19 protein-coding genes are annotated in these 23,503 nt (G+C 58.1%); 17 read left to right on the top strand and 2 right to left on the bottom strand.

Annotation, left to right across the window (positions count from 1 at the left end):
- The 5 genes from GOW56_RS20295 to nusG all read left to right on the top strand — a co-directional run bounded on the left by GOW56_RS20295 (position 1) and on the right by nusG (position 3,833).
- Positions 1–459, top strand: a complete 459-nt coding sequence (locus GOW56_RS20295) for a FixH family protein (protein ID WP_152459185.1) — start codon at positions 1–3, stop codon at positions 457–459.
- Positions 460–461: 2 nt separating this feature from the next.
- Positions 462–2,639, top strand: coding sequence for a heavy metal translocating P-type ATPase (locus tag GOW56_RS20290; RefSeq protein ID WP_171207011.1), 2,178 nt, complete (start codon positions 462–464; stop codon positions 2,637–2,639).
- Positions 2,640–2,644: 5 nt separating this feature from the next.
- Complete coding sequence (gene ccoS / locus GOW56_RS20285; protein WP_152459183.1) at positions 2,645–2,803, top strand: cbb3-type cytochrome oxidase assembly protein CcoS; 159 nt, start codon at positions 2,645–2,647, stop codon at positions 2,801–2,803.
- Positions 2,804–2,902: 99 nt separating this feature from the next.
- Positions 2,903–3,100 (top strand): preprotein translocase subunit SecE, encoded by a 198-nt coding sequence (secE, locus tag GOW56_RS20280; protein WP_050605011.1) that lies wholly within the window; start codon positions 2,903–2,905, stop codon positions 3,098–3,100.
- Between the two features lie 199 nt (positions 3,101–3,299).
- Entirely contained in the window at positions 3,300–3,833 is a 534-nt protein-coding gene (gene nusG, locus GOW56_RS20275; RefSeq protein WP_152459924.1) for a transcription termination/antitermination protein NusG, read from the top strand.
- Positions 3,834–3,920: 87 nt separating this feature from the next.
- On the opposite strand, the gene GOW56_RS20270 is transcribed toward nusG, so the two are convergent.
- The gene (locus tag GOW56_RS20270) at positions 3,921–5,150 is read right to left on the bottom strand and encodes a peptidoglycan-binding domain-containing protein (protein WP_171207010.1); all 1,230 of its coding nucleotides are present in this window, start codon (positions 5,148–5,150) and stop codon (positions 3,921–3,923) included.
- 394 nt (positions 5,151–5,544) lie between these two features.
- Here GOW56_RS20270 and rplK point away from each other — a divergent pair, with 394 nt between their 5' ends.
- The 9 genes from rplK to GOW56_RS20225 all read left to right on the top strand — a co-directional run bounded on the left by rplK (position 5,545) and on the right by GOW56_RS20225 (position 19,191).
- A complete protein-coding gene (gene rplK / locus GOW56_RS20265) occupies positions 5,545–5,994 on the top strand; it encodes a 50S ribosomal protein L11 (RefSeq protein ID WP_037314971.1) in 450 nt (149 codons plus the stop codon).
- Between the two features lies 1 nt (position 5,995).
- Positions 5,996–6,694, top strand: a complete 699-nt coding sequence (gene rplA, locus GOW56_RS20260) for a 50S ribosomal protein L1 (protein ID WP_171119843.1) — start codon at positions 5,996–5,998, stop codon at positions 6,692–6,694.
- 128 nt (positions 6,695–6,822) lie between these two features.
- Positions 6,823–7,581: a nuclear transport factor 2 family protein gene (locus GOW56_RS20255; RefSeq protein ID WP_171172582.1), complete on the top strand. Its 759-nt coding sequence runs from the start codon at positions 6,823–6,825 to the stop codon at positions 7,579–7,581.
- A 322-nt stretch (positions 7,582–7,903) separates the two neighbouring features.
- The gene (gene rplJ, locus GOW56_RS20250; protein ID WP_152459179.1) at positions 7,904–8,422 is read left to right on the top strand and encodes a 50S ribosomal protein L10; all 519 of its coding nucleotides are present in this window, start codon (positions 7,904–7,906) and stop codon (positions 8,420–8,422) included.
- Positions 8,423–8,501: 79 nt separating this feature from the next.
- Entirely contained in the window at positions 8,502–8,879 is a 378-nt protein-coding gene (gene rplL, locus GOW56_RS20245; protein WP_152459178.1) for a 50S ribosomal protein L7/L12, read from the top strand.
- A gap of 250 nt (positions 8,880–9,129) precedes the next feature.
- Complete coding sequence (gene rpoB / locus GOW56_RS20240) at positions 9,130–13,266, top strand: DNA-directed RNA polymerase subunit beta (RefSeq protein WP_171207009.1); 4,137 nt, start codon at positions 9,130–9,132, stop codon at positions 13,264–13,266.
- 50 nt (positions 13,267–13,316) lie between these two features.
- On the top strand, positions 13,317–17,558 hold the full coding sequence (gene rpoC, locus GOW56_RS20235) for a DNA-directed RNA polymerase subunit beta' (RefSeq protein ID WP_171119840.1): 4,242 nt from the start codon (positions 13,317–13,319) through the stop codon (positions 17,556–17,558).
- 191 nt (positions 17,559–17,749) lie between these two features.
- The gene (locus tag GOW56_RS20230) at positions 17,750–18,232 is read left to right on the top strand and encodes a hypothetical protein (RefSeq protein ID WP_171207008.1); all 483 of its coding nucleotides are present in this window, start codon (positions 17,750–17,752) and stop codon (positions 18,230–18,232) included.
- 89 nt (positions 18,233–18,321) lie between these two features.
- Positions 18,322–19,191: a DMT family transporter gene (locus GOW56_RS20225; RefSeq protein WP_171119838.1), complete on the top strand. Its 870-nt coding sequence runs from the start codon at positions 18,322–18,324 to the stop codon at positions 19,189–19,191.
- Here the strand turns inward: GOW56_RS20225 and GOW56_RS20220 are convergent.
- Positions 19,176–19,982 carry a putative rhamnosyl transferase gene (locus GOW56_RS20220; protein WP_171207007.1) on the bottom strand — a complete coding sequence of 269 codons (807 nt, stop codon included), beginning with the start codon at positions 19,980–19,982 and terminating at the stop codon, positions 19,176–19,178. The genes GOW56_RS20225 and GOW56_RS20220 overlap by 16 nt on opposite strands.
- A 390-nt stretch (positions 19,983–20,372) precedes the next feature.
- On the opposite strand from GOW56_RS20220, the gene rpsL reads away from it, so the two are divergent.
- From rpsL to fusA, 3 genes are read left to right on the top strand one after another with little or no spacing between them, the layout of a single operon-like run.
- On the top strand, positions 20,373–20,744 hold the full coding sequence (gene rpsL / locus GOW56_RS20215; protein WP_005621086.1) for a 30S ribosomal protein S12: 372 nt from the start codon (positions 20,373–20,375) through the stop codon (positions 20,742–20,744).
- Positions 20,745–20,759: 15 nt separating this feature from the next.
- Positions 20,760–21,230: a 30S ribosomal protein S7 gene (gene rpsG / locus GOW56_RS20210; protein WP_010441203.1), complete on the top strand. Its 471-nt coding sequence runs from the start codon at positions 20,760–20,762 to the stop codon at positions 21,228–21,230.
- 18 nt (positions 21,231–21,248) lie between these two features.
- Positions 21,249–23,366, top strand: coding sequence for an elongation factor G (gene fusA, locus GOW56_RS20205; RefSeq protein WP_152459172.1), 2,118 nt, complete (start codon positions 21,249–21,251; stop codon positions 23,364–23,366).
- Positions 23,367–23,503: the final 137 nt, after the last annotated feature.

Below are 23,503 nucleotides of genomic sequence, written 5' to 3'. Positions count from 1 at the left end.
ATGGCCGAACGTAAATTCACCGGAAAGCACGCTTTGGCCGTGTTTGTCGGCGCTTTTGGCGTGATCATCGCGGTGAACCTCGTGCTGGCGTATAATGCGGTGAAAACCTTTCCGGGGTTGGAGGTCAAGAACTCCTACGTCGCCAGCCAGGAGTTCAACGAGCGCCTGAAAGAGCAGCAGGCGCTGGGCTGGACAGTTCGGGCGGAAACCAAAGGCGGCCTTCTGATCCTGCACATCACCGACGAAAGCGGTGCGCCAGTTGAGGTGAGCGAATTGCAGGCCGTGGTCGGCCGGGCAACCCATTTGCGCGACGACTTCGTGCCGGATTTTACGTTCGACGGTACAGCCTATGCCACGCCTGCTACACTGGGTAAGGGCAACTGGAACATCCGATTGGTGGCGCGTGACGGAAACGGCGCCGAATTCTCGCAGCGCGTCCCGCTTTACGTGAAGGGGTAAGCATGACGGCTCAGCTTTCATCCGGCACAGCAGCCTGCCCGGGCTGTCTTGCGGCCCCGGCAGAGCCGGCCCGGCCCATACCGGAGGATGTGCAGATCGCCTTGTCGCTGCCGGGCATTCATTGCTCGGCCTGTATCGCGACGGTCGAGCGTGAACTGAACGCGCATCCCGGCGTCGAAGACGCCCGGGTGAACCTGACGCTCAAACGCGCGATGATCAAAGCCACGCCGGAGACGCGTGCAAGCGATCTGATCCCGGTGCTTGAACAGGCAGGATTCGAAGCACATGAGCTTGATCCGGGGGCTTTGTCCGCAACGCAGACAGACAAGGCCGGGCGTGATCTTCTGATGCGGCTGGCCGTGGCCGGGTTTGCATCCATGAACGTGATGTTGCTGTCGGTGTCGGTATGGTCCGGTGCGACGGATGCAACGCGGGACATGTTCCACTGGATTTCAGCGGCCATTGCGCTGCCGGCCATTGCGTTCTCGGCCCAGCCGTTCTTTGCCAATGCCTGGAGCGCCCTGCGCGTGCGACGGCTGAATATGGATGTGCCGATTGTACTGGCGATCCTGTTGGCGCTGGTCACGTCGCTGTGGGAAACCGCGTTGAGCGGCGAGCATGCCTATTTCGACGCAGCCCTGACATTGACCTTCTTTCTGCTGGCCGGACGGTATCTTGATTACCGCACCCGTGCCGCGGCGCGATCTGCGGCCGAGGAATTGACCGCGTTGGAAGTTCCCCGCGCCATTCGTGTCGCCGATGGGGTTGAAGATGAAGTTCCCGTTGCCGAGTTGCGCGTCGGAGACCTGATCCTTGTGCGACCGGGTGGGCGCATGCCCGTGGACGGCCAGATCGTGTCGGGTCAGTCAGAACTGGATCGATCCCTTCTGACGGGTGAGACGGTGCCAGTCTTTGCCGAAGCCGGACAGACTGTGAGCGCGGGCGAAGTCAACCTGACGGGTCCGTTGACAATCCGGGCAACGGCGGTCGGGGAAGACACGTCGCTCCATCGTATGGCTGATCTGGTCGCCGTCGCCGAGTCTGGCCGGTCCCGTTATACCTCGTTGGCCGACAAGGCCGCCAAGCTGTATGCGCCGGGTGTTCACATTCTGTCGGCGCTCAGCTTTGTTGGGTGGTACATCTATTCCGGTGACTTGCGCACGGCGCTGAATATCGCGGCGGCTGTTCTGATTATTACCTGCCCCTGTGCGTTGGGTCTGGCCGTGCCAGCAGTAACCACGGCCGCGTCGGGCCGGTTGTTCCGCAAGGGAATGCTGATCAAGCACGCCACGGCACTGGAGCGGCTGTCCGAAGCCGACACGGTTGTATTCGACAAGACAGGCACGCTGACATCCGGCGCACCCGAACTGGTCAATCTGGCAGACCATGCACGCGCCAAGGTCGAGGTCGCTCTGGCGCTGGCCGAGGCTTCTGCACATCCCTTGTCCGTATCACTGGCAAAAGCGGCGCGCGCGGCAGGGATCAAACCAGCAAGTGTGCGGGGAATAGCCGAGGTTCCCGGCTATGGCACTGAGGGCGAATTCCGTGGTCAACGTGTTCGTCTGGGGCGGGCGGCCTGGGTCGGCGCGGATCAGGGCGCCGATACTTCAGCCTGGCTTGCAATCGGCGAGGACGCACCCGTGGCCTTCCGATTCTCGGACGCGTTGCGCCCCGGCGCTGCTGAGGCGGTGGATGCCCTGCGTGCTTCGGGCAAACGTGTACTTTTGATTTCAGGGGATTCGCAGGGGGCGGTGCGCGCCTTGGCCGAAAAACTGGGAATCACGGATTGGATCGCCGAGGCTTTGCCGCAGGACAAGGCAAGACGCATTCAGGATCTCAGCGATGAAGGCCACAAAGTTCTGATGGTTGGCGACGGGCTGAACGATACCGCCGCTTTGGCGGCAGCGCATGTGTCGATCTCTCCGGCCTCTGCGCTGGATGCGGCGCGGGTCGCGTCGGATATCGTGCTGTTGGGCAATGATCTTTCGCCCATTGCGGATGCGTGTGACACGGCCGTCAAAGCCACCAGACGCATTCGCGAAAACTTCCAGATCGCAACCGTTTACAACGTGATCGCCGTTCCTCTGGCCGTGATCGGACTGGCGACACCGCTGATCGCGGCCTTGGCGATGTCGACCTCGTCCATTACCGTGTCCATGAACGCCCTGCGGCTGAGGTAACCTGAATGGAAGTGCTTGCTTATCTGATCCCGATTTCCCTGTTCCTGGGGGGCGTTGGTCTGGCTGCCTTCGTATATACCGTTCGTACGAACCAGTACGAAGACCCCGAAGGTGATGCGCGCCGGATCCTGAGCGACGAATGGGATGACAAACCCAAACCCTGAACGAATGCCCTATAGAGGCAGAGTTGAACCAACTGCCCTTGAAATTGCCGCAATGCCCGGCTATGTCCGGCCCATCCGCTAGCAGAGAGAACACGCCAAATGGCCACCACCAATCCGATCCAGTTCATTCAGCAAGTCCGTGCCGAAGTCTCCAAGGTCGTCTGGCCGACCCGGCGCGAGGTGCTGTTGACCACGGTAATGGTCTTCATCATGGCGGCGCTGACGGCTGTATTTTTCGCTTTGGTCGATTTGGGTATTCGGGGTGGTCTTCAACTGATCCTGGGTGCTTTCAGCTAGACGGGATCAGCGCGCTGAAACGTCTCTGCCCCCTTGCGCTGCGGGCAATGTCAGAGTAGGTGACGCGGTACTATTCGGAATGGGCGTGTGGCGATTCGGGCTGCGCGCCGCTTTTTATTCCGGATGGTGTGACAAGATTTTAATGACGGGTGTGTCCGGTACGCTTGATGCCCCGAAGACAAACAAGGACGACAGGTTCATGGCGAAACGGTGGTACTCGGTCAGCGTTCTTTCGAATTTCGAAAAGAAGATCGCAGAACAGATCCGCACGTCGGTGGCTGAACAGGGCCTTGAGGACGATATCGATGAAGTTCTGGTGCCCACCGAAGAAGTGATCGAAGTGCGCCGGGGCAAGAAGGTCACGACCGAACGCCGCTTTATGCCTGGTTACGTTCTGGTGCATATGGAAATGTCGGATCAGGGGTATCACCTGATCAACTCGATCAACCGCGTCACTGGTTTCCTGGGCCCGCAAGGCCGCCCGATGCCGATGCGCGACGCCGAAGTGAATCAGATCCTGAACCGTGTTCAGGAAGGCGAAGAAGCGCCCAAGCTGATGATCAGCTTCGAGGTCGGTGAGAAGGTCAAAGTCAACGACGGCCCGTTCGAAGATTTCGACGGCATGGTCGAAGGTGTGGACGACGAAAACCAGAAGCTGAAGGTTTCGGTTTCGATCTTCGGCCGGGAAACTCCGGTCGAGCTGGACTTCACGCAGGTTACCAAGCAGAGCTGAGGAAACGTTCCTCGAGAATTGAAGCGCCGCGATGCCAAGGGCAACGCGGCGTTTTTTTGTTTGGGTATTCGCTGAAAACGGATCGACCTATTGCGCCTGAACCATGGCCGCGCGCAAGAGTTGCGGGCGGTCGGTCTGCGAGGGCAGGAACACAGCCTGCGATCCGGCATCCAGTGCCGACAGGCTCGCGTCATACCACTGCATCGCAAGATCGCGACGTTTCTGCACACCGAAGCCTTCGCGCAGATGGTGGCCAATCAGCTCGCCATAGGCGGGCTCACCCATTGCGACCAGCATCAGGGCAGACCCAAGAGCAGCATCCATGTTGTCCTGACGATAGCCAATCGCAAGGCAGACCTTGCTTGTCGCGGCAAGATCTTGGGGGCTGAGGCCCGAGTCCAGCGCCAGCTTGCGCATCTGGGTTTCAGCCTCAGTTTTCGAGTTGATAGACAGAGCATCAACCTGAGGCGCCACCATTTCACCATACGAGTCGCATTGAGCACTCACCTGATCCGGCGTCAGCCCCTGGATATCCTGAATCAGATCTTCACCGCGCGCCATCGCGTAGCTGCGGGCAAGACAGAACTGCTCGCTGAGCGCAAAGTCGGGATCGGACATGTTCGCCAGGGTCGTATAGCCGCCATTGGTAGATGTTTGCAGCATGACCCCGCTACAGCGATTGGCCAGCGACGGGCCTCCGGTGCCGCCGGAAAACAGGCTCGGCAGGCTGGCAGACGTTGTTTCGGTTGTCTCCGGCTCAGGTTCTTGCGGTGTCGCAACCGGAACAGGTTGTGCCGGGGCGGTTTGTGCCGGAGCTTGCGGGGCAGTAGCCAAAGCAGATCCCGTTTGCACCTGACGGCGATACGCCATCAGAAGCGGTTGGCCCGCAAGTTGAGTCGTCGCCTGTCCACCGCTTGTGGCCCAATAGTAGGCTTGCATCAGAAAGTCATACTGATATGGCTGAAAATCATAGCCGTTTACAGGATAACCCATCGAGGCCTGATAGCGTTCGATTGCGGACCGGGTGCCACGACCGACCTGACCATCGACCCTTCCTGCGTTGTATCCGAAGTAATTGAGCGCGGTCTGGGTTTGCGCGCCTTGCGTGGTCGACGGAATGCCTGACCGGTAGGTGCGGTTCGATGAAGTTGTTCTCTGAGATTTTTTCTTTTGTTGGTCCTTGCCGATTGCGTAACCAACGATCCCGCCGACGACCGCACCACCAAGAAACTCTCCAGCGTCGGCCCGCGCCGTTTGAGGGATGGCAGCAGCAAGAGAAAAGGCGATGCCAAGAGTTAAAGCTAAACGAAGTATCATAATTAACCTCCACCAATAATCACAATTTTTAAGGAGTATAGCACGGTCATCTGCGTTGTGGCGAAGCAAGCGCCAATGTCGCGTTCAGTTGGCGGCAAACTGGCGGTTTTACATGTCTTTGCAGATTGTTAGAGGAATTTGAAACTGTACGGACATTCGCGTGCGATCATGCAGGCAGCAAGAATCCTCTCAGGGTTTGATTCAGGGTTTGATTCGGTACAACCCGAATGGTGCGCCAACCACTTGTCATCTCTCCTGATCCCATGTAAACGCCGCCTTTATCGTCTTCGGGCGAGATTCTCTCGTGGGAGGTTGCTGGGGTCGCGATCCCGGACCGGACCACGCAACATAATCTGGGTGGGACGCGTTTCACCCAAGTTGAAAGGAAAACCAAATGGCCAAGAAGCTTGCTGGTACAATGAAGCTGCAGGTTCCTGCAGGTCAGGCGAACCCGTCGCCGCCAGTTGGTCCGGCGCTGGGTCAGCGCGGCATCAACATCATGGAATTCTGCAAGGCGTTCAACGCCAAGACTGCAGACATGGAGCAGGGCGCCCCTTGTCCGACCGTGATCACCTATTATCAGGACAAGTCCTTCACCATGGACATCAAGACGCCACCCGCGTCTTACTACCTGAAAAAAGCAGCTGGTCTGAAGCCGGTTGGCAAGCGTAACCGCCCCCGTGGCGCGGAAAACCCAGGTCGTGAGACCGTGGCAACCGTGACCTCGAAGCAGGTTCGCGAAATCGCCGAAGCCAAAATGAAAGATCTGAACGCCAACGACGTCGAAGGCGCAATGCAGATCATCCTGGGCTCGGCCCGCTCTATGGGCATCGAGGTGAAGTAAGATGGCAAAACTCGGTAAACGTACGCGCGCCGCGCGCGAAGCTGTCGCTGGCAAGGAAAACCTGTCGGTAGACGAAGCAGTTGCCCTGGTCAAAGCCAATGCAACGTCGAAATTCGACGAAACCATCGAGATCGCTCTGAACCTGGGCGTTGACACCCGTCACGCGGACCAGATGGTTCGAGGTGTTGTCGGCCTGCCGAACGGCACCGGCAAAGCGATGCGCGTTGCTGTTTTCGCTCGTGGCCCCAAGGCAGACGAAGCGAAAGAAGCAGGCGCGGATATCGTTGGTGCAGAAGACCTGATGGAAACCATCCAGGGCGGCACCATCGAATTCGATCGCTGCATTGCCACCCCGGACATGATGCCGATCGTCGGTCGTCTGGGTAAAGTTCTGGGCCCCCGCAACCTGATGCCGAACCCCAAGGTTGGCACCGTGACCATGGACGTGAAAGCGGCCGTGGAAGCAGCCAAGGGCGGTGAAGTTCAGTTCAAGGCGGAAAAAGGCGGCGTTGTGCATGCCGGTGTTGGCAAAGCGTCGTTCGACGAAGCCAAACTGGCTGAAAACGTCCGCGCGTTTGTCTCGGCTGTTGCCAAGGCGAAACCGTCGGGCGCCAAAGGCACCTATATGAAGAAAATCGCGCTGAGCTCGACCATGGGCCCCGGTGTGACCGTTGATGTAGCAGAGGCCTCGGGCGAGTAAGCCAGACAAATCTGATGCAAAAAATTGATCCCGGGTGGTGCAAACTGCCCGGGATTTTCATTTTGCCGGGTTCGGTGCGAAGATAAATCGCATGCATTTCAGTTCTGGCAATCGAACGGACCATGGCTATGGAAACTAAGCGCGAACTCCTCCAAAGATTTCTTAAGGGATTGGAAACCGGTGACGCCATGGCGGCAGCGGTTGTGAATGAAGAGAAGTACATCCAGCACAACCCTCAAACTCACGAAGGCAGCGAAGGTATTGCCGACCTGTTCGCAAGGCTGTCCAAAACTTCACCCAAGGTTACATTCAAAAGGGTTTTCGAGGATGGCGACTTTGCCTTTGCGCATATTGAGTACGATTTCAGTAGCCTGCGCGCCGCGTTTGAGGTGTTTCGGTTCGAAGATGGCAAAGCCGTAGAGCATTGGGACAACATTCAGCCTTTGCGCGGTCCAAACCTTTCTGGGCGTGGAATGCTGGATGGTCACACCGAAGTAACGGACCTGGAGAAGACGGAAGAAAACCGGGCCGCTAGCAGCATGTTTGTCACAGACGTTCTGATAAAGCGCAGGTTTGACAGATTGGCGGACTTTGTTGCAGAGGATCTAAAACAGCACAATCCGGACATGGCCGACGGAATCGTAGCGCTCAAGAACGTGTTGGAAGGAACAAGCGAAAGCGGGGCAAAATTTGTCTACAAGCATTTGCATCGGGTTTTGGCAGAGGGAAATTTCGTCCTTTGCGTGTGTGAAGGGGAAAGAATTGGGGTGCATTCCAGCTTTTATGATTTGTATCGCTGGGACGCTGATCGGATCGTCGAACATTGGAGCACCATCGAAGCGGTTCCGCCGCGCGAGGAATGGAAAAACGACAACGGGAAGTTCTGAAAACATGACCTTGGAATTTGGGTGCTGTATGATCTGAATTGGGTGCAATTTACCCCTTGGAAACCCCCTCCATCTGCCCTAAGAAGACCTGCGGAACAAAGCGTGCGATTCGTCGTGCGCTTTGTTTCGTTTCGTCCAAGACGGTGGGTGGGCCCATTCGGTCCCTTAATTCCCTGCCTGAGACGGGTAAGACCAAAGAATTCTGGGGGTCCCACCCTCGGGCGCATTTTGGCCAATCCCGTAACAAGGACCTGAACGCCGGAGCGAAAGCTGCGGCAAATATGAGCCGGGGTGAGATTTCGCCCCTAACTTGGAGAGAACTGTGGATAGAGCCCAGAAAGAGAAAGTGGTCGAGGAACTCGGCCAAATCTTCGAAAGCTCTGGCGTCGTAGTGGTTGCCCACTACGCCGGTCTGACAGTTGCCGAGATGCAGGACCTGCGCGCGCGTGCACGCGAAGCGGGCGGTTCCGTGCGTGTTGCCAAAAACAGGCTCGCCAAAATCGCCCTTGAGGGTAAGCCGTGTGCAAACATGGCCGACCTGCTGACAGGGATGACCGTTCTGACCTATTCCGAGGACCCCGTGGCAGCAGCCAAGGTGGCCGAGGACTTCGCCAAGGAGAACAAAAAGTTCGAAATCCTTGGCGGTGCAATGGGCGAGAACGCTCTGGACCGCAAAGGCGTCGAAGCTGTTTCGAAAATGCCGTCTCGCGAGGAGCTTATTGCTTCGATCGTTGGCTGCATTGGCGCACCTGCTTCGAACATCGCCGGCGCGATTGGCGCACCTGCAAGCAATATCGCAAGCATCCTTTCCACCATCGAAGAGAAGGCGGAAGCTGCGTAAGCGGTTGGCACTGAATGATCTGCGTGGGGCATGTGCCCTGACGTTGGAACACACACTGTAAACGGAAAGAGCTGATAAAATGGCTGATCTGAAAGCACTCGCAGAAAGCATCGTGGGTCTGACCCTGCTGGAAGCACAAGAACTGAAAACCATCCTCAAAGACGAATACGGCATCGAGCCCGCAGCTGGCGGCGCCGTAATGGTCGCAGGTGCAGCTGGCGACGCCGGCGGCGCAGCTGAGGAAGAAAAAACCGAATTCGACGTCGTTCTGAAGAACGCCGGCGCATCGAAAATCAACGTCATCAAAGAAGTTCGCGGCATCACCGGCCTGGGCCTGAAAGAAGCCAAGGAACTGGTCGAAGCCGGCGGCAAGATCAAAGAAGGCGTGGACAAAGCAGAAGCAGAAGACGTCAAAGCCAAGCTGGAAGCAGCTGGCGCCGAAGTCGAACTGGCCTAAGCTTATCCTCAGGTGCATCGCTGATGTGCCGAAAAATTTGGCTGGGTCCGGAGAAATCCGGGTCCAGCCGAACCTGTCTTAGAAAGGGCCTCAAGACGCGAGGCGTTTTCTAAGACACGGTTTTCGGATCGGGAGGCCGCCTTCGGGACGGTGGCCATGAATTGATCCGGACGTGTTGTCTCGATTGTGCAAGATGCCGGGGCCCGACGGTGTCTTTGCCCGCTGAGAACATCGAAAGGTGACATCTGACATGGCTCAAACGTTCCTTGGCCAGAAACGTCTTCGTAAATATTACGGCAAAATCCGCGAAGTGCTGGAGATGCCGAACCTTATTGAGGTCCAGAAATCTTCTTATGATCTTTTCCTGCGCTCCGGCGATGCAGAGCAGCCCACTGACGGCGAAGGCATCAAGGGCGTGTTCCAGTCGGTTTTCCCGATCAAGGATTTCAACGAAACCTCCGTTCTGGAATTCGTGAAATACGATCTGGAAAAACCCAAATACGACGTTGAAGAATGTATGCAACGCGACATGACCTACAGCGCGCCGCTGAAGGTAACGCTGCGTTTGATCGTTTTTGATGTCGATGAGGACACCGGCGCAAAATCGGTAAAGGACATCAAGGAACAGGATGTCTTCATGGGCGATATGCCTTTGATGACGCCGAACGGCACATTTGTCGTGAACGGGACCGAGCGTGTGATCGTATCCCAGATGCACCGTTCGCCCGGCGTGTTCTTTGACCACGACAAGGGCAAGACTCATTCCTCGGGCAAGCTGCTGTTTGCCTGCCGCATCATCCCGTATCGCGGCAGCTGGCTGGACTTTGAGTTCGATGCCAAAGACATCGTTTTCGCCCGTATCGACCGTCGCCGTAAGCTGCCTGTGACCACCCTGCTGTACGCGCTGGGTCTGGACCAGGAAGCGATCATGGACGCGTATTACAACACCGTGTCCTACAAGCTGGACAAGAAGAAGGGCTGGATCACTCCGTTCTTCCCCGAACGTGTGCGTGGTACACGCCCGACCTATGATCTGGTCGACGCCAAATCCGGTGAAGTGATTGCCGAAGCGGGTAAGAAAGTTACCCCGCGCGCGGTCAAGAAGCTGATCGACGAAGGCACCGTCACCGACCTGCTGGTTCCGTTCGATCACATCGTTGGCAAATTTGTCGCCAAGGACATCATCAACGAAGAAAACGGCGCGATCTATGTCGAAGCGGGTGATGAGCTGACCCTGGAATATGACAAAGACGGCGACCTGATTGGCGGCACCGTCAAAGAGCTGATCGATGCAGGTATCACTGACATCCCGGTTCTGGACATCGACAACGTCAATGTTGGTCCTTACATGCGCAATACCATGGCTCAGGATAAGAACATGAGCCGCGAAACCGCGCTGATGGACATCTACCGCGTCATGCGTCCGGGCGAGCCGCCCACCGTCGAGGCTGCGTCGGCGCTGTTCGACACCCTGTTCTTCGACAGCGAGCGTTATGACCTGTCCGCCGTTGGCCGCGTGAAGATGAACATGCGCTTGGCTCTGGATGCGCCGGACACCCTGCGTACCCTGCGCCGCGAAGACATCGTGGCCTGCATCAAGGCGCTTGTTGAACTGCGTGACGGCAAAGGCGACGTGGACGACATCGACCACCTCGGCAACCGTCGCGTGCGTTCGGTTGGCGAACTGATGGAAAACCAGTACCGCGTCGGTCTGCTGCGCATGGAGCGCGCGATCAAAGAGCGTATGTCGTCGGTTGAAATCGACACCGTCATGCCTCAGGACCTGATCAACGCGAAACCTGCTGCGGCTGCTGTCCGCGAATTCTTCGGCTCGTCGCAGCTGTCGCAGTTCATGGACCAGACCAACCCGCTGTCGGAAGTCACCCACAAACGCCGTCTCTCGGCGCTTGGCCCCGGTGGTCTGACACGTGAGCGTGCGGGCTTTGAGGTGCGCGACGTGCACCCGACCCACTATGGCCGGATGTGCCCGATCGAAACGCCCGAAGGTCCGAACATCGGTCTGATCAACTCGCTGGCCACCTTTGCCCGCGTGAACAAGTACGGCTTCATCGAAACCCCTTATCGCGTCGTAAAAGACGGGCAGGTGACCGATGAGGTTCACTACATGTCCGCGACCGAGGAGATGCGTCACACCGTGGCGCAGGCGAACGCGACCTTGGATGCCGATGGCAAGTTCATCAATGATCTGGTTTCGACACGTCAGGCCGGTGACTACACGCTTGCCCCGCGCGAGAATGTGGACCTGATCGACGTGTCGCCGAAACAGCTGGTCTCGGTCGCTGCATCGCTGATCCCGTTCCTTGAAAATGACGACGCTAACCGCGCTCTGATGGGCTCGAACATGCAACGTCAGGCGGTTCCGCTGCTGCGGGCCGAGGCGCCGCTGGTCGGTACCGGTATCGAGGAAAAGGTTGCGATTGACTCGGGTGCTGCGATTCAGGCGAAACGCGCCGGTATCATCGACCAGGTCGATGCCCAGCGTATCGTTATCCGCGCCACCGAGGATTTGGAACTGGGCGACGCTGGCGTTGACATCTATCGTCTGCGCAAATTCCAGCGTTCGAACCAGAATACCTGCATCAACCAGCGTCCGCTGATCAAGGTGGGTGACACCGTCCAGAAGGGCGAGGTTATTGCCGACGGTCCGTCGACCGATATGGGTGAACTGGCTCTGGGTAAGAACGTGGTCGTCGCGTTCATGCCGTGGAACGGTTACAACTACGAAGACTCGATCCTGATCAGCGAACGTATCGCGCGCGATGACGTATTTACCTCGGTCCATATCGAGGAATTCGAAGTCGCCGCCCGTGACACCAAGCTGGGCCCGGAAGAGATCACCCGCGACATCCCGAACGTCGGTGAAGAAGCGCTGCGCAACCTCGACGAGGCGGGCATCGTTTACATCGGTGCGGACGTCGAGCCGGGCGATATCCTGGTCGGCAAGATCACCCCGAAGGGCGAAAGCCCGATGACCCCGGAAGAAAAGCTGCTGCGCGCCATCTTTGGTGAAAAAGCATCCGACGTGCGCGACACCTCGCTGCGCGTGAAGCCGGGCGATTACGGTACGGTCGTCGAAGTCCGCGTGTTCAACCGTCACGGCGTCGAAAAAGACGAACGTGCGTTGCAGATCGAGCGTGAGGAAGTCGAACGTCTGGCCCGTGACCGGGACGACGAGCTGGCGATCCTTGACCGCAACATCTATGCGCGTCTGCAAGGTCTGATCCTGGGCAAAACCGCTGTCAAAGGCCCGAAAGGCGTCAAGGCAGGGTCGGTGATCACCGAGGAGCTGCTGGAAACCCTGACCCGTGGTCAGTGGTGGCAGCTGGCGCTGGAAGACGAGCAGGATGCACAGATCGTCGAAGCTCTGAACGAGCAGTACGAAGTGCAAAAGCGTGCTCTGGACGCCCGTTTCGAAGACAAGGTCGAGAAAGTCCGTCGTGGCGACGATCTGCCGCCGGGTGTGATGAAGATGGTCAAAGTCTTCATCGCCGTGAAGCGCAAGTTGCAGCCGGGCGACAAGATGGCTGGTCGCCACGGGAACAAAGGTGTGATTTCCAAGGTTGTTCCGATGGAAGACATGCCGTTCCTGGCCGATGGTACGCCGGTCGACTTCTGTCTGAACCCGCTGGGTGTGCCGTCGCGTATGAACGTCGGTCAGATCCTTGAAACCCACATGGGGTGGGCCGCACGCGGTCTGGGTCTGAACATCGATGAGGCGCTGCAGGAATACCGCCGTTCGGGCGACCTGACGCCGGTACGTGACGCGATGAAACACGCCTATGGCGAGGATGTCTATGAAGAGGGCATCAGCGGCATGGACGAGGACCAGCTGATCGAAGCGGCCAGCAACGTCACCCGCGGTGTTCCGATTGCTACCCCGGTCTTTGACGGCGCCAAAGAGGCTGACGTCAACGACGCGCTGGTGCGCGCGGGCTTCTCGGAAAGCGGTCAGTCGATCCTGTTCGACGGTCGTACCGGTGAGCAATTCGCGCGTCCGGTGACCGTGGGCATCAAGTACCTGCTGAAACTGCACCACCTTGTGGACGACAAAATCCACGCGCGTTCGACCGGGCCGTACAGCCTGGTTACCCAGCAGCCGCTGGGTGGTAAGGCGCAGTTCGGTGGTCAGCGCTTTGGTGAGATGGAAGTCTGGGCTCTGGAAGCTTACGGCGCCGCCTACACTCTGCAGGAGATGCTCACCGTGAAATCGGATGACGTCGCCGGCCGGACCAAGGTCTATGAGTCGATCGTCAAGGGCGAGGATAACTTTGAAGCGGGCGTACCGGAATCGTTCAACGTTCTGGTGAAAGAAGTCCGTGGCCTCGGCCTGAATATGGAACTCCTGGATGCGGAGGTTGAGGAGTAAGGGCGCTGCCCTTTCTCCCGTCCCCCCTTCCGCAAGATTTGAGGTAACAAATGAACCAGGAAATCACCAACAACCCGTTCAACCCGCTGACGCCCCCGAAGGTTTTCGACGAGATCAAGGTCTCGCTGGCGAGCCCTGAGCGGATTCTGTCTTGGTCCTATGGCGAGATCAAGAAACCCGAAACCATCAACTACCGGACGTTCAAGCCTGAACGCGACGGTCTGTTCTGCGCGCGTATCTTTGGCCCGATCAAAGACTACGAATGCCTGTGCGGCAAATACAAGCGGATGAAGTATCGCGGCGTTGTCTGCGAGAAATGCGGTGTGGAAGTCACCTTGCAGAAAGTCCGCCGCGAGCGTATGGGCCACATCGAACTCGCCGCGCCCGTCGCGCATATCTGGTTCCTGAAATCGCTGCCGTCCCGCATCGGTCTGATGCTGGACATGACGTTGCGCGATCTGGAACGCGTTCTGTACTTTGAAAACTATGTCGTCATCGAGCCCGGTCTGACTGACCTGTCCTATGGCCAGATGCTGACTGAAGAAGAGTACATGGACGCGCAGGATGCTTATGGCATGGACGCGTTTACCGCGAATATCGGTGCTGAAGCCATCCGTGAGATGCTGGCCCAAATCGACCTGGAAGCCGAAGCCGAGCAGCTGCGCGCTGATCTGGCCGAAGCAACCGGCGAGCTGAAGCCCAAGAAGATCATCAAGCGTCTGAAGGTTGTTGAATCCTTCCTCGAGTCGGGCAACCGGCCCGAATGGATGGTGATGACCGTGATCCCGGTTATTCCGCCGGAACTGCGTCCGCTGGTTCCGCTGGATGGTGGCCGTTTCGCGACGTCTGATCTGAACGATCTGTATCGCCGCGTCATCAACCGGAACAACCGTCTGAAGCGTCTGATCGAGCTGCGCGCGCCTGACATTATCGTCCGCAACGAAAAGCGGATGCTGCAGGAATCCGTTGACGCTCTGTTTGACAACGGCCGTCGTGGCCGCGTGATCACTGGCGCCAACAAGCGTCCGCTGAAATCGCTGTCGGACATGCTGAAGGGTAAGCAGGGCCGCTTCCGTCAGAACCTTTTGGGTAAGCGCGTCGACTTCTCGGGCCGTTCGGTCATTGTGACCGGTCCGGAACTCAAGCTGCACCAGTGTGGTCTGCCCAAGAAGATGGCGCTGGAACTGTTCAAGCCGTTCATCTACTCGCGCCTTGAAGCCAAGGGTCTTTCTTCGACCGTGAAACAGGCGAAGAAACTGGTCGAGAAAGAGCGTCCCGAAGTGTGGGATATCCTCGACGAGGTGATCCGCGAACACCCTGTCATGCTGAACCGTGCGCCGACGTTACACCGTCTTGGCATTCAGGCGTTCGAGCCCGTTCTGATCGAAGGTAAAGCCATCCAGCTGCACCCGCTGGTCTGTTCGGCCTTTAACGCCGACTTCGACGGTGACCAGATGGCCGTTCACGTCCCGCTGAGCCTTGAGGCCCAGCTGGAAGCGCGTGTTCTGATGATGTCGACGAACAACGTTCTGTCGCCTGCAAACGGCGCACCGATCATCGTTCCGTCGCAGGATATGATCCTGGGTCTGTACTATGTGACCCTGGAACGCGAAGGCATGCCGGGCGAAGGCAAGGTCTTTGGGTCGATCGAAGAAGTTCAGCACGCGCTGGATGCGGGCGAGGTGCATCTGCACTCGAAAATCACGGCCCGGATCACGCAGATCGACGAGGAAGGCAACGAAGTTCAGAAGCGATATGAAACCACCCCGGGCCGTCTGCGTCTGGGTGCGTTGCTGCCAATGAATAACAAGGCACCGTTCGATTTGGTCAACCGCCTGCTGCGGAAGAAAGAAGTGCAGCAGGTGATCGACACCGTCTACCGTTACTGCGGTCAGAAAGAGTCGGTGATCTTCTGTGACCAGATCATGTCGATGGGCTTCAAGGAAGCGTTCAAGGCGGGCATCTCGTTCGGCAAGGATGACATGGTCATTCCGAAGGACAAGTGGAGCATCGTCGATGACACCCGCAGCCAGGTGAAAGACTTTGAACAACAGTACATGGACGGCCTGATCACTCAGGGCGAAAAGTACAACAAGGTTGTTGATGCCTGGTCGAAGTGTAACGACCGCGTGACCGAGGCAATGATGAGCACGATCTCGGACGTTGCCAAGGCCGAAGACGGGTCGGACATGGAGCCGAACTCGGTCTACATGATGGCCCACTCGGGTGCGCGTGGCTCGGTCACTCAGATGAAACAGCTGGGCGGTATGCGGGGCTTGATGGCCAAACCGAACGGTGACATCATCGAGACGCCGATCATCTCGAACTTTAAAGAAGGTCTGACCGTTCTCGAGTACTTCAACTCGACCCACGGTGCCCGTAAGGGTCTGTCGGATACCGCTCTGAAGACGGCGAACTCGGGTTACCTGACCCGTCGTCTGGTGGACGTGGCGCAAGACTGTATCGTTCGTGAGATCGACTGCGGCACCGAGCGTGCGATCACAGCCGAAGCAGCCGTGAACGACGGTGAGGTTGTCGCCTCGCTGGCCGAACGCGTGCTGGGCCGTGTGGCCGCTGACGATGTTCTGCGTCCGGGCACCGATGAGGTGATCGTCGCAGCCGGTCAGCTGATCGACGAACGTATGGCAGACACCATCGACGAAGCCGGCGTTCAGTCGATGCGCATCCGCTCGCCTCTGACCTGTGAGTCCGAGGAAGGCGTCTGTGCGACCTGCTATGGTCGTGACCTTGCACGCGGTACGATGGTGAACACAGGTGAAGCTGTCGGCATTATCGCGGCTCAGTCGATCGGTGAACCCGGTACACAGCTGACCATGCGGACCTTCCACATCGGTGGTGTTGCGCAAGGTGGTCAGCAGTCGTTCCAGGAAGCCAGCCAGGAAGGTATCGTTTCCTTCGAGAACCCGCAGATCCTGGTCAACGCAGCCGGCGAAAGCCTGGTCATGGGCCGGAACATGAAGCTGGTGATCAAGGACGAACACGGCGAAGAGCGTGCCAGCCACAAGCTGGGCTACGGCTCCAAGCTGTTCGTCAAGGACGGCACCAAGGTGGCCCGTGGCGACAAGCTGTTCGAGTGGGACCCGTACACCTTGCCGATCATCGCCGAGAAAGCCGGTACTGCGAAATATGTCGATCTGGTTTCGGGCCTCGCTGTTCGCGACGAGACCGACGAAGCAACCGGCATGACCCAGAAGATCGTGATCGATTGGCGCGCCGCCCCCAAGGGCAGCGACCTCAAGCCCGAGATCATTCTGGTTGGCGAAGATGGCGAGCCGGTCCGCAACGATGCGGGCAACCCGGTTCACTATCCGATGTCGGTGGATGCGATCCTGTCGGTCGAAGACGGTCAGAAGGTCGAAGCCGGTGACGTCGTCGCGCGTATCCCGCGCGAAGGTGCCAAGACCAAGGACATCACCGGTGGTCTGCCGCGTGTGGCCGAACTGTTCGAAGCGCGCCGTCCCAAGGATCACGCGATCATCGCCGAGGCCGATGGTTACGTGCGCTTTGGCCGCGACTACAAGAACAAGCGCCGCATCAGCATCGAGCCGGCTGACGAGTCCATGGAGACCATCGAGTACATGGTACCCAAGGGCAAGCACATCCCGGTCGCCGAAGGGGACTTCATCCAGAAGGGTGAATACCTGATGGACGGTAACCCTGCGCCGCATGACATCCTGTCCATCATGGGTGTCGAAGCGCTGGCGGATTACATGATCGACGAGGTGCAGGACGTGTATCGTCTGCAGGGCGTGAAGATCAACGACAAGCACATCGAGGTCATCGTGCGCCAGATGCTGCAGAAGTGGGAGATCCTGGATTCAGGCGACACCACCCTGCTGAAAGGCGAGCATGTCGACAAGCAGGAGTTCGACGCGGCCAACGAGAAGACCATCGCCCGCGGTGGTCGTCCGGCACAGGGTGAGCCGATCCTGTTGGGGATCACCAAGGCCTCGTTGCAGACGCGCTCGTTCATCTCGGCGGCGTCGTTCCAGGAGACCACCCGCGTGCTGACCGAAGCTTCGGTTCAGGGCAAGAAGGACAAGCTGGTCGGCCTGAAAGAGAACGTCATCGTCGGTCGTCTGATCCCCGCCGGTACCGGTGGTGCAACGCAGGCTGTCCGCCACATCGCGCAGTCGCGTGACAACGTGGTGATCGAAGCCCGCCGGGAAGAGGCCGAGGCCGCCGCCGCCCTGGCCGCGCCGATCATGGATGATGATATGGTCGGGGATGAGCTGGACGTTCTGGTCGAAACACCGGAAAGCCGCGAATAAACCGCGTCATTCAGAATCGAACAGAAAAAGGCCCTGCGATTTCGTGGGGCCTTTTTTCGTCGCCTCTCCCGGTACGCAATTGTGAACCGTCGTGACAGAGCACAGCCTTTGACGCGATTTCATCAGGCTTGTGGTTCTGCAATCGGTGGTTTAGCGATGTTCTGTGTTTTCGGATTATTTTGAGCTGAACAATGGACACCAAAAGCAACTCTTTCGAGGACCGAGTGGCGCGGATCAAAAAGCGTTCGGCAGAAAACACACACAAGTCGCCTATGCCTCGAACCGAGAGTATCTGGCAACGTCTGGGGTATCCCGCTGCGTTTCTGGGGGCTTTTTTACTGGGTGTTTTTGCGGTCTTCCTGTCCCGCCTGATTCAATACCAATCGGTTGGCATTCCGGTGCCCGGCAAGGTAGGAACGCAGGATTTCGTAAGCCTCGGCCTCGCAGGCGGGGCCTGCATCATGGTTATGCTGTTTTTGAAAGGTAAACTGCGAGAGTTCGCTGGGGCGCTCACGGTTGGTGCGTTGGTGACGACCTTTTCCTTTCATAATTTCGTGTGGAAATATCCTGTGTTTTTCGAACTTGTATACGGGGAAGACTGGGTGGAGTTTGTAAAAGACACGACAGAGCCTTCCAGCCTGAATCTGTTCGGGACCATCCTTCCATTCGGTTGATGATCTCTGCACCCCTTGTGCGTTGTTGACATCCAGCCCGTCTCGGCGGCCAATGCGGGGCGATCAATAGCCCCGGAGCCCGAAGCAGCATGACTCCAAACACCAAAGGTGCTTTGCTGATGATGGGCAGCATGGCTGCCTTTACCCTGAACGACACGCTGGTGAAGGTTGCCTTGCAGGATCTGCCATTGTTTCAGCTGGTGGCCATGCGCGGGTTTCTGGCGGTATTTCTGATCTATGTGCTTGCCCGGTCACTGGGCACGTTGCATCTGAATTTTTCGCGCCATGACAAGTGGCTGGTTGCACTGCGCTGCCTTGCAGAGCTTGCGGCGACATTCTTTTTCCTGACGGCGCTGAAGAACATGCCGCTTGCCAATGTTACGGCCATTCTTCAGGCATTGCCTCTTACGGTAACATTGGGTGCTGCTCTGGTTTTTTCCGAACAGGTTGGTTGGCGACGCGCTTTGGCAATCGCCGTGGGTTTCGTCGGAATGCTGCTGATCGTAAGACCCGGCCCAGGGGGGTTCAGCGTGTATTCCATCTATGCGCTGGTTGCAGTGGTTTCGATTACAGTTCGGGACCTCATCACGCGACGCATGTCAGCCGACGTGCCGTCAATGCTGGTTACCCTTGCCACCTCGGTTTCCATAGCGGGGGCTGCGGCAATAGCCTCGGTTTTCGAAGGATGGGTTGCGGTTTCGGCAACGGCGGGTTCTCTGGTCGCGGCGGCGGCCGTGTTTGTGCTGCTTGGCTATTTGTTCAGCGTCATGGTCATGCGTCAGGGAGATGTCGGATTCGTTGCACCGTTCAGATATTCCAGCCTGATCTGGGCGCTCGGGTTGGGTTGGGTCGTGTTTGACGAATGGCCTGACAGCCTGACGATGCTGGGTGCTGTCCTGATCGTGGGTGCCGGTCTGTTCACCTTGTTCCGGGCACGTGCGCGTCAGGGCTTGGCGTGACGCCGTCTGACCACGTCCGGATCAATGGCGAAACGGGTTTGAAACTCGAGCTCCTGCTGCCGGGTAAGAGGGTTGAGCGCTACATCCATGTTTCTGGTTCGCGGTGAGTCATTGAACCGGTTCAATCCCCGTACCCACATAGGACTATCGGGTCGGGTCACAACGGGCATCGCGCGGTTGATCCTGTTATGGGCAAAATTCATGATCGATTTCCGCTGCCCGCCCCGCACGTACATTCCCAGACCGGCAGTGATCAACGGGCGATGCACGCGCGTAGCCCGTATCCCCTCGGAATTGGCGCGGGCCAGATAACCGCAGTTGAAGTCAACGGCGACCATCGCGTGCCTTTCGAACAAGCCGACACATTCCCTGACACAGCCCCGAAACCGCTCGACAAAATCCACGGCCACTGCATCATCATCGTCGTGGCGAAACTGAAGGCAGGGTTGATCAGGATCGTTCCGCGCCGAATTCAGGACATCCTGCATGACTTTTCTGTGCCGCCCCGGAGGTTTCGCGACAATGCGCACCTGTTTCAGCCCACCGGTCAGATCGTTGAGGCGGTCAAATGCCGGCTTGGGCAGGCAGTCGCCGACCACGATCACCAACTGGAAATCTTCGTCGGACTGTTTTTTGAAACCGGGCAGGGCGACCGTCTCGAACAGGCGAAACCGTTCTTCCAACCTGTCGTGCTGGTACAGGAATTGCCGTCTTTCTTCGACACTCTCGTGCGTTGTCTGAAAGCCGCCAATTGCGGGATAGGAAAACCGGCAAAGGCCAATCACTTGCATCTGTAATCCATCAGCAGATATTCGACCCGACTATGCCCTTGCCGCGGTTCAGCCGCAACCGGGACAGCGGCGCGCAGGAATGGCAATCCGACAGGCTGCATTCAACGCGCGCGCCTGGGCGCCGGGATAGGGCTGTTGACACTTGGGACGACTCCCCCTATACGCGCGTCATCTCGGTACCGGGGGCCGCCCCGTAGCCGATTCCAGTAATGAACTGGTCAAGGCCCGGACAATTTTGCAGTTCGCGCCCTCTGAGAACCAACCGCGACGTTCACCTCGGAATGGGAACGCTCGTGGGTTTTGCGCTTGTGGACGCATAAGTGCAGCGAATTTAGCCGCACGCAACGCGCGTGCATGTCATGTGTGTTGCAAAACGGGGAAAGAACCGGAATGCCAACTATTCAACAGCTGATCCGCAAGCCGCGGCAGCCCAAAGTCAAACGCTCGAAGTCCATGCACCTGGAGCAGTGCCCGCAGAAGCGCGGTGTCTGCACACGTGTCTATACCACAACGCCTAAAAAGCCGAACTCGGCGATGCGTAAGGTTGCCAAGGTGCGCCTGACCAACGGGTTCGAGGTCATCTCGTACATCCCCGGTGAAAGCCACAACCTGCAGGAACACTCGGTTGTTCTGATCCGTGGCGGCCGTGTGAAAGACCTTCCCGGTGTGCGTTACCACATCCTGCGCGGTGTTCTGGATACTCAGGGCGTCAAAGACCGTAAGCAACGTCGTTCGAAATACGGCGCGAAGCGTCCCAAGTAAGAAGGAGAGGCTGATATGTCACGTCGTCACGCCGCCGAAAAACGCGAAGTCCTGCCTGACGCCAAATTCGGCGACAAGGTACTGACCAAATTCATGAACAACCTGATGATCGACGGCAAGAAGTCGGTCGCAGAGCGCATCGTCTACAACGCATTTGACCGCGTTGAGAACAAGGTAAAGCGCGCTCCGGTCGAAGTGTTCCACGAAGCGCTCGACAACATCAAACCTTCGGTCGAGGTTCGCTCGCGCCGGGTTGGTGGTGCAACCTACCAGGTTCCGGTCGAAGTGCGCCCCGAGCGCCGCGAAGCACTGGCCATCCGCTGGCTGATCACCGCTGCGCGCGGCCGCAACGAAAACACCATGGAAGAACGCCTCGCCGGCGAACTGCTGGACGCCGTACAGTCCCGCGGTACTGCCGTTAAGAAGCGCGAAGACACCCACAAGATGGCCGAGGCGAACAAAGCCTTCAGCCATTACCGCTGGTAATTCTAGAGGCTTATCCAAATGGCACGCGAATATCCGCTCGAACTATACCGTAACTTCGGTATCATGGCGCACATCGATGCAGGCAAGACGACCTGCTCGGAACGCATCCTGTATTATACTGGCAAATCCCACAACATCGGTGAGGTGCACGATGGTGCCGCCACCATGGACTGGATGGAGCAGGAGCAGGAACGCGGCATCACCATCACTTCGGCTGCGACCACCACGTTCTGGGAACGCACCGAGGACGGTAAAACCGCCGATACCCCCAAGCACCGCCTGAACATCATCGACACCCCCGGCCACGTTGACTTCACCATCGAAGTCGAACGCTCGCTGGCGGTTCTCGACGGTGCCGTCTGCGTTCTGGACGCAAACGCCGGTGTTGAGCCCCAGACCGAAACCGTGTGGCGTCAGGCTGACCGCTACAAGGTTCCGCGTATGGTTTTCGTCAACAAGATGGACAAGATCGGCGCAGATTTCTTCAACTGCGTTCGCATGATCGAAGACCGCACCGGCGCACGTGCTGTTCCGGTTGGTATCCCGATTGGCGCCGAATCCGAGCTGGAAGGTCTGATCGACCTGGTCACCATGGAAGAATGGCTGTGGCAGGGTGAAGACCTGGGCGCAAGCTGGATCAAAGCTCCGATCCGCGACAGCCTGAAAGACATGGCTGAAGAATGGCGCGGCAAGATGATCGAAGCGGCCGTCGAAATGGACGACGACGCGATGATGGAATACCTGGAAGGCAATGAGCCCGACGTTCCGACCCTGCGCAAACTGCTGCGCAAGGGCACACTGGAAATCGCGTTCGTTCCGGTGCTGGGTGGTTCTGCGTTCAAGAACAAAGGCGTTCAGCCGCTGCTCAACGCTGTGATCGACTATCTGCCCAGCCCGCTGGACGTTGTCGATTACATGGGCTTCAAACCCGGTGACGAGGACGAAGTTCGGGACATCGCCCGTCGTGCTGACGACAACATGGCGTTCTCGGGTCTGGCGTTCAAAATCATGAACGACCCCTTCGTCGGTTCGCTGACCTTCACCCGGATTTATTCGGGCGTGCTGAACAAGGGTGACTCGATCCTGAACTCGACCAAAGGCAAGAAAGAGCGCATCGGTCGTATGATGATGATGCACTCGAACAACCGGGAAGAGATCGAAGAAGCGTTTGCAGGCGACATCATCGCGCTGGCGGGTCTGAAAGACACCACCACCGGTGACACCCTGTGTGACGCGAAGGATCCGGTGGTTCTGGAAACCATGACCTTCCCCGATCCGGTGATCGAGATCGCGGTCGAGCCCAAAACCAAGGGCGACCAGGAGAAAATGTCTCAGGGTCTGGCGCGTCTGGCAGCCGAAGACCCGTCCTTCCGTGTGGAAACCGATCTGGAATCGGGTCAGACCATCATGAAGGGCATGGGCGAACTTCACCTGGACATCCTGGTTGACCGCCTCAAGCGCGAGTTCAAGGTCGAGGCCAACATCGGTGCGCCGCAGGTGGCCTATCGTGAAACCATCTCGATGCCGGTCGAGCACACCTACACCCACAAGAAACAGTCGGGTGGTTCGGGTCAGTTCGCCGAGGTCAAGCTTGAGATCACTCCGACCGAGCCGGGCGAAGGTTACTCGTTCGAAAGCCGCATCGTTGGTGGTGCTGTTCCGAAGGAATACATCCCGGGTGTCGAAAAAGGCATCCAGTCTGTCATGGACAGTGGCCCTCTGGCTGGCTTCCCCGTGATCGACTTCAAGGTTGCCCTGCTGGACGGTAAGTTCCACGACGTTGACTCGAGCGTTCTGGCGTTCGAAATCGCTGCCCGTATGTGCATGCGTGAAGGCATGCGCAAAGCCGGCGCGAAACTGCTGGAACCGATCATGAAGGTCGAAGTGATCACCCCGGAAGAATACACCGGCGGTATCATCGGCGACCTGACCTCGCGTCGTGGCCAGGTGTCTGGTCAGGAACCGCGCGGCAACGCAATCGCGATCGACGCGTTCGTTCCGCTGGCGAACATGTTCGGCTACATCAACACTCTGCGTTCGATGTCGTCGGGCCGTGCCCAGTTCACCATGCAGTTCGACCACTACGATCCGGTTCCGCAGAACATCTCGGACGAGATCCAGGCGAAATACGCATAAGCGAAGATTTGAGGGAGCGTGGGTATCACGCTCCCTTCATTACCGAAAAAGGAGGCCATCATGGCAAAGGAAAAGTTTGAGCGTACAAAACCGCACGTCAACATCGGCACGATTGGCCACGTTGACCACGGCAAGAC

Source organism: Ruegeria sp. HKCCA0235A (assembly GCF_013033235.1).
Taxonomy (GTDB): Bacteria; Pseudomonadota; Alphaproteobacteria; order Rhodobacterales; family Rhodobacteraceae; genus Ruegeria.
The sequence above is the reverse complement of the archived record's forward strand: the minus strand, read 5'-3'. Positions and strand labels throughout refer to the sequence as shown.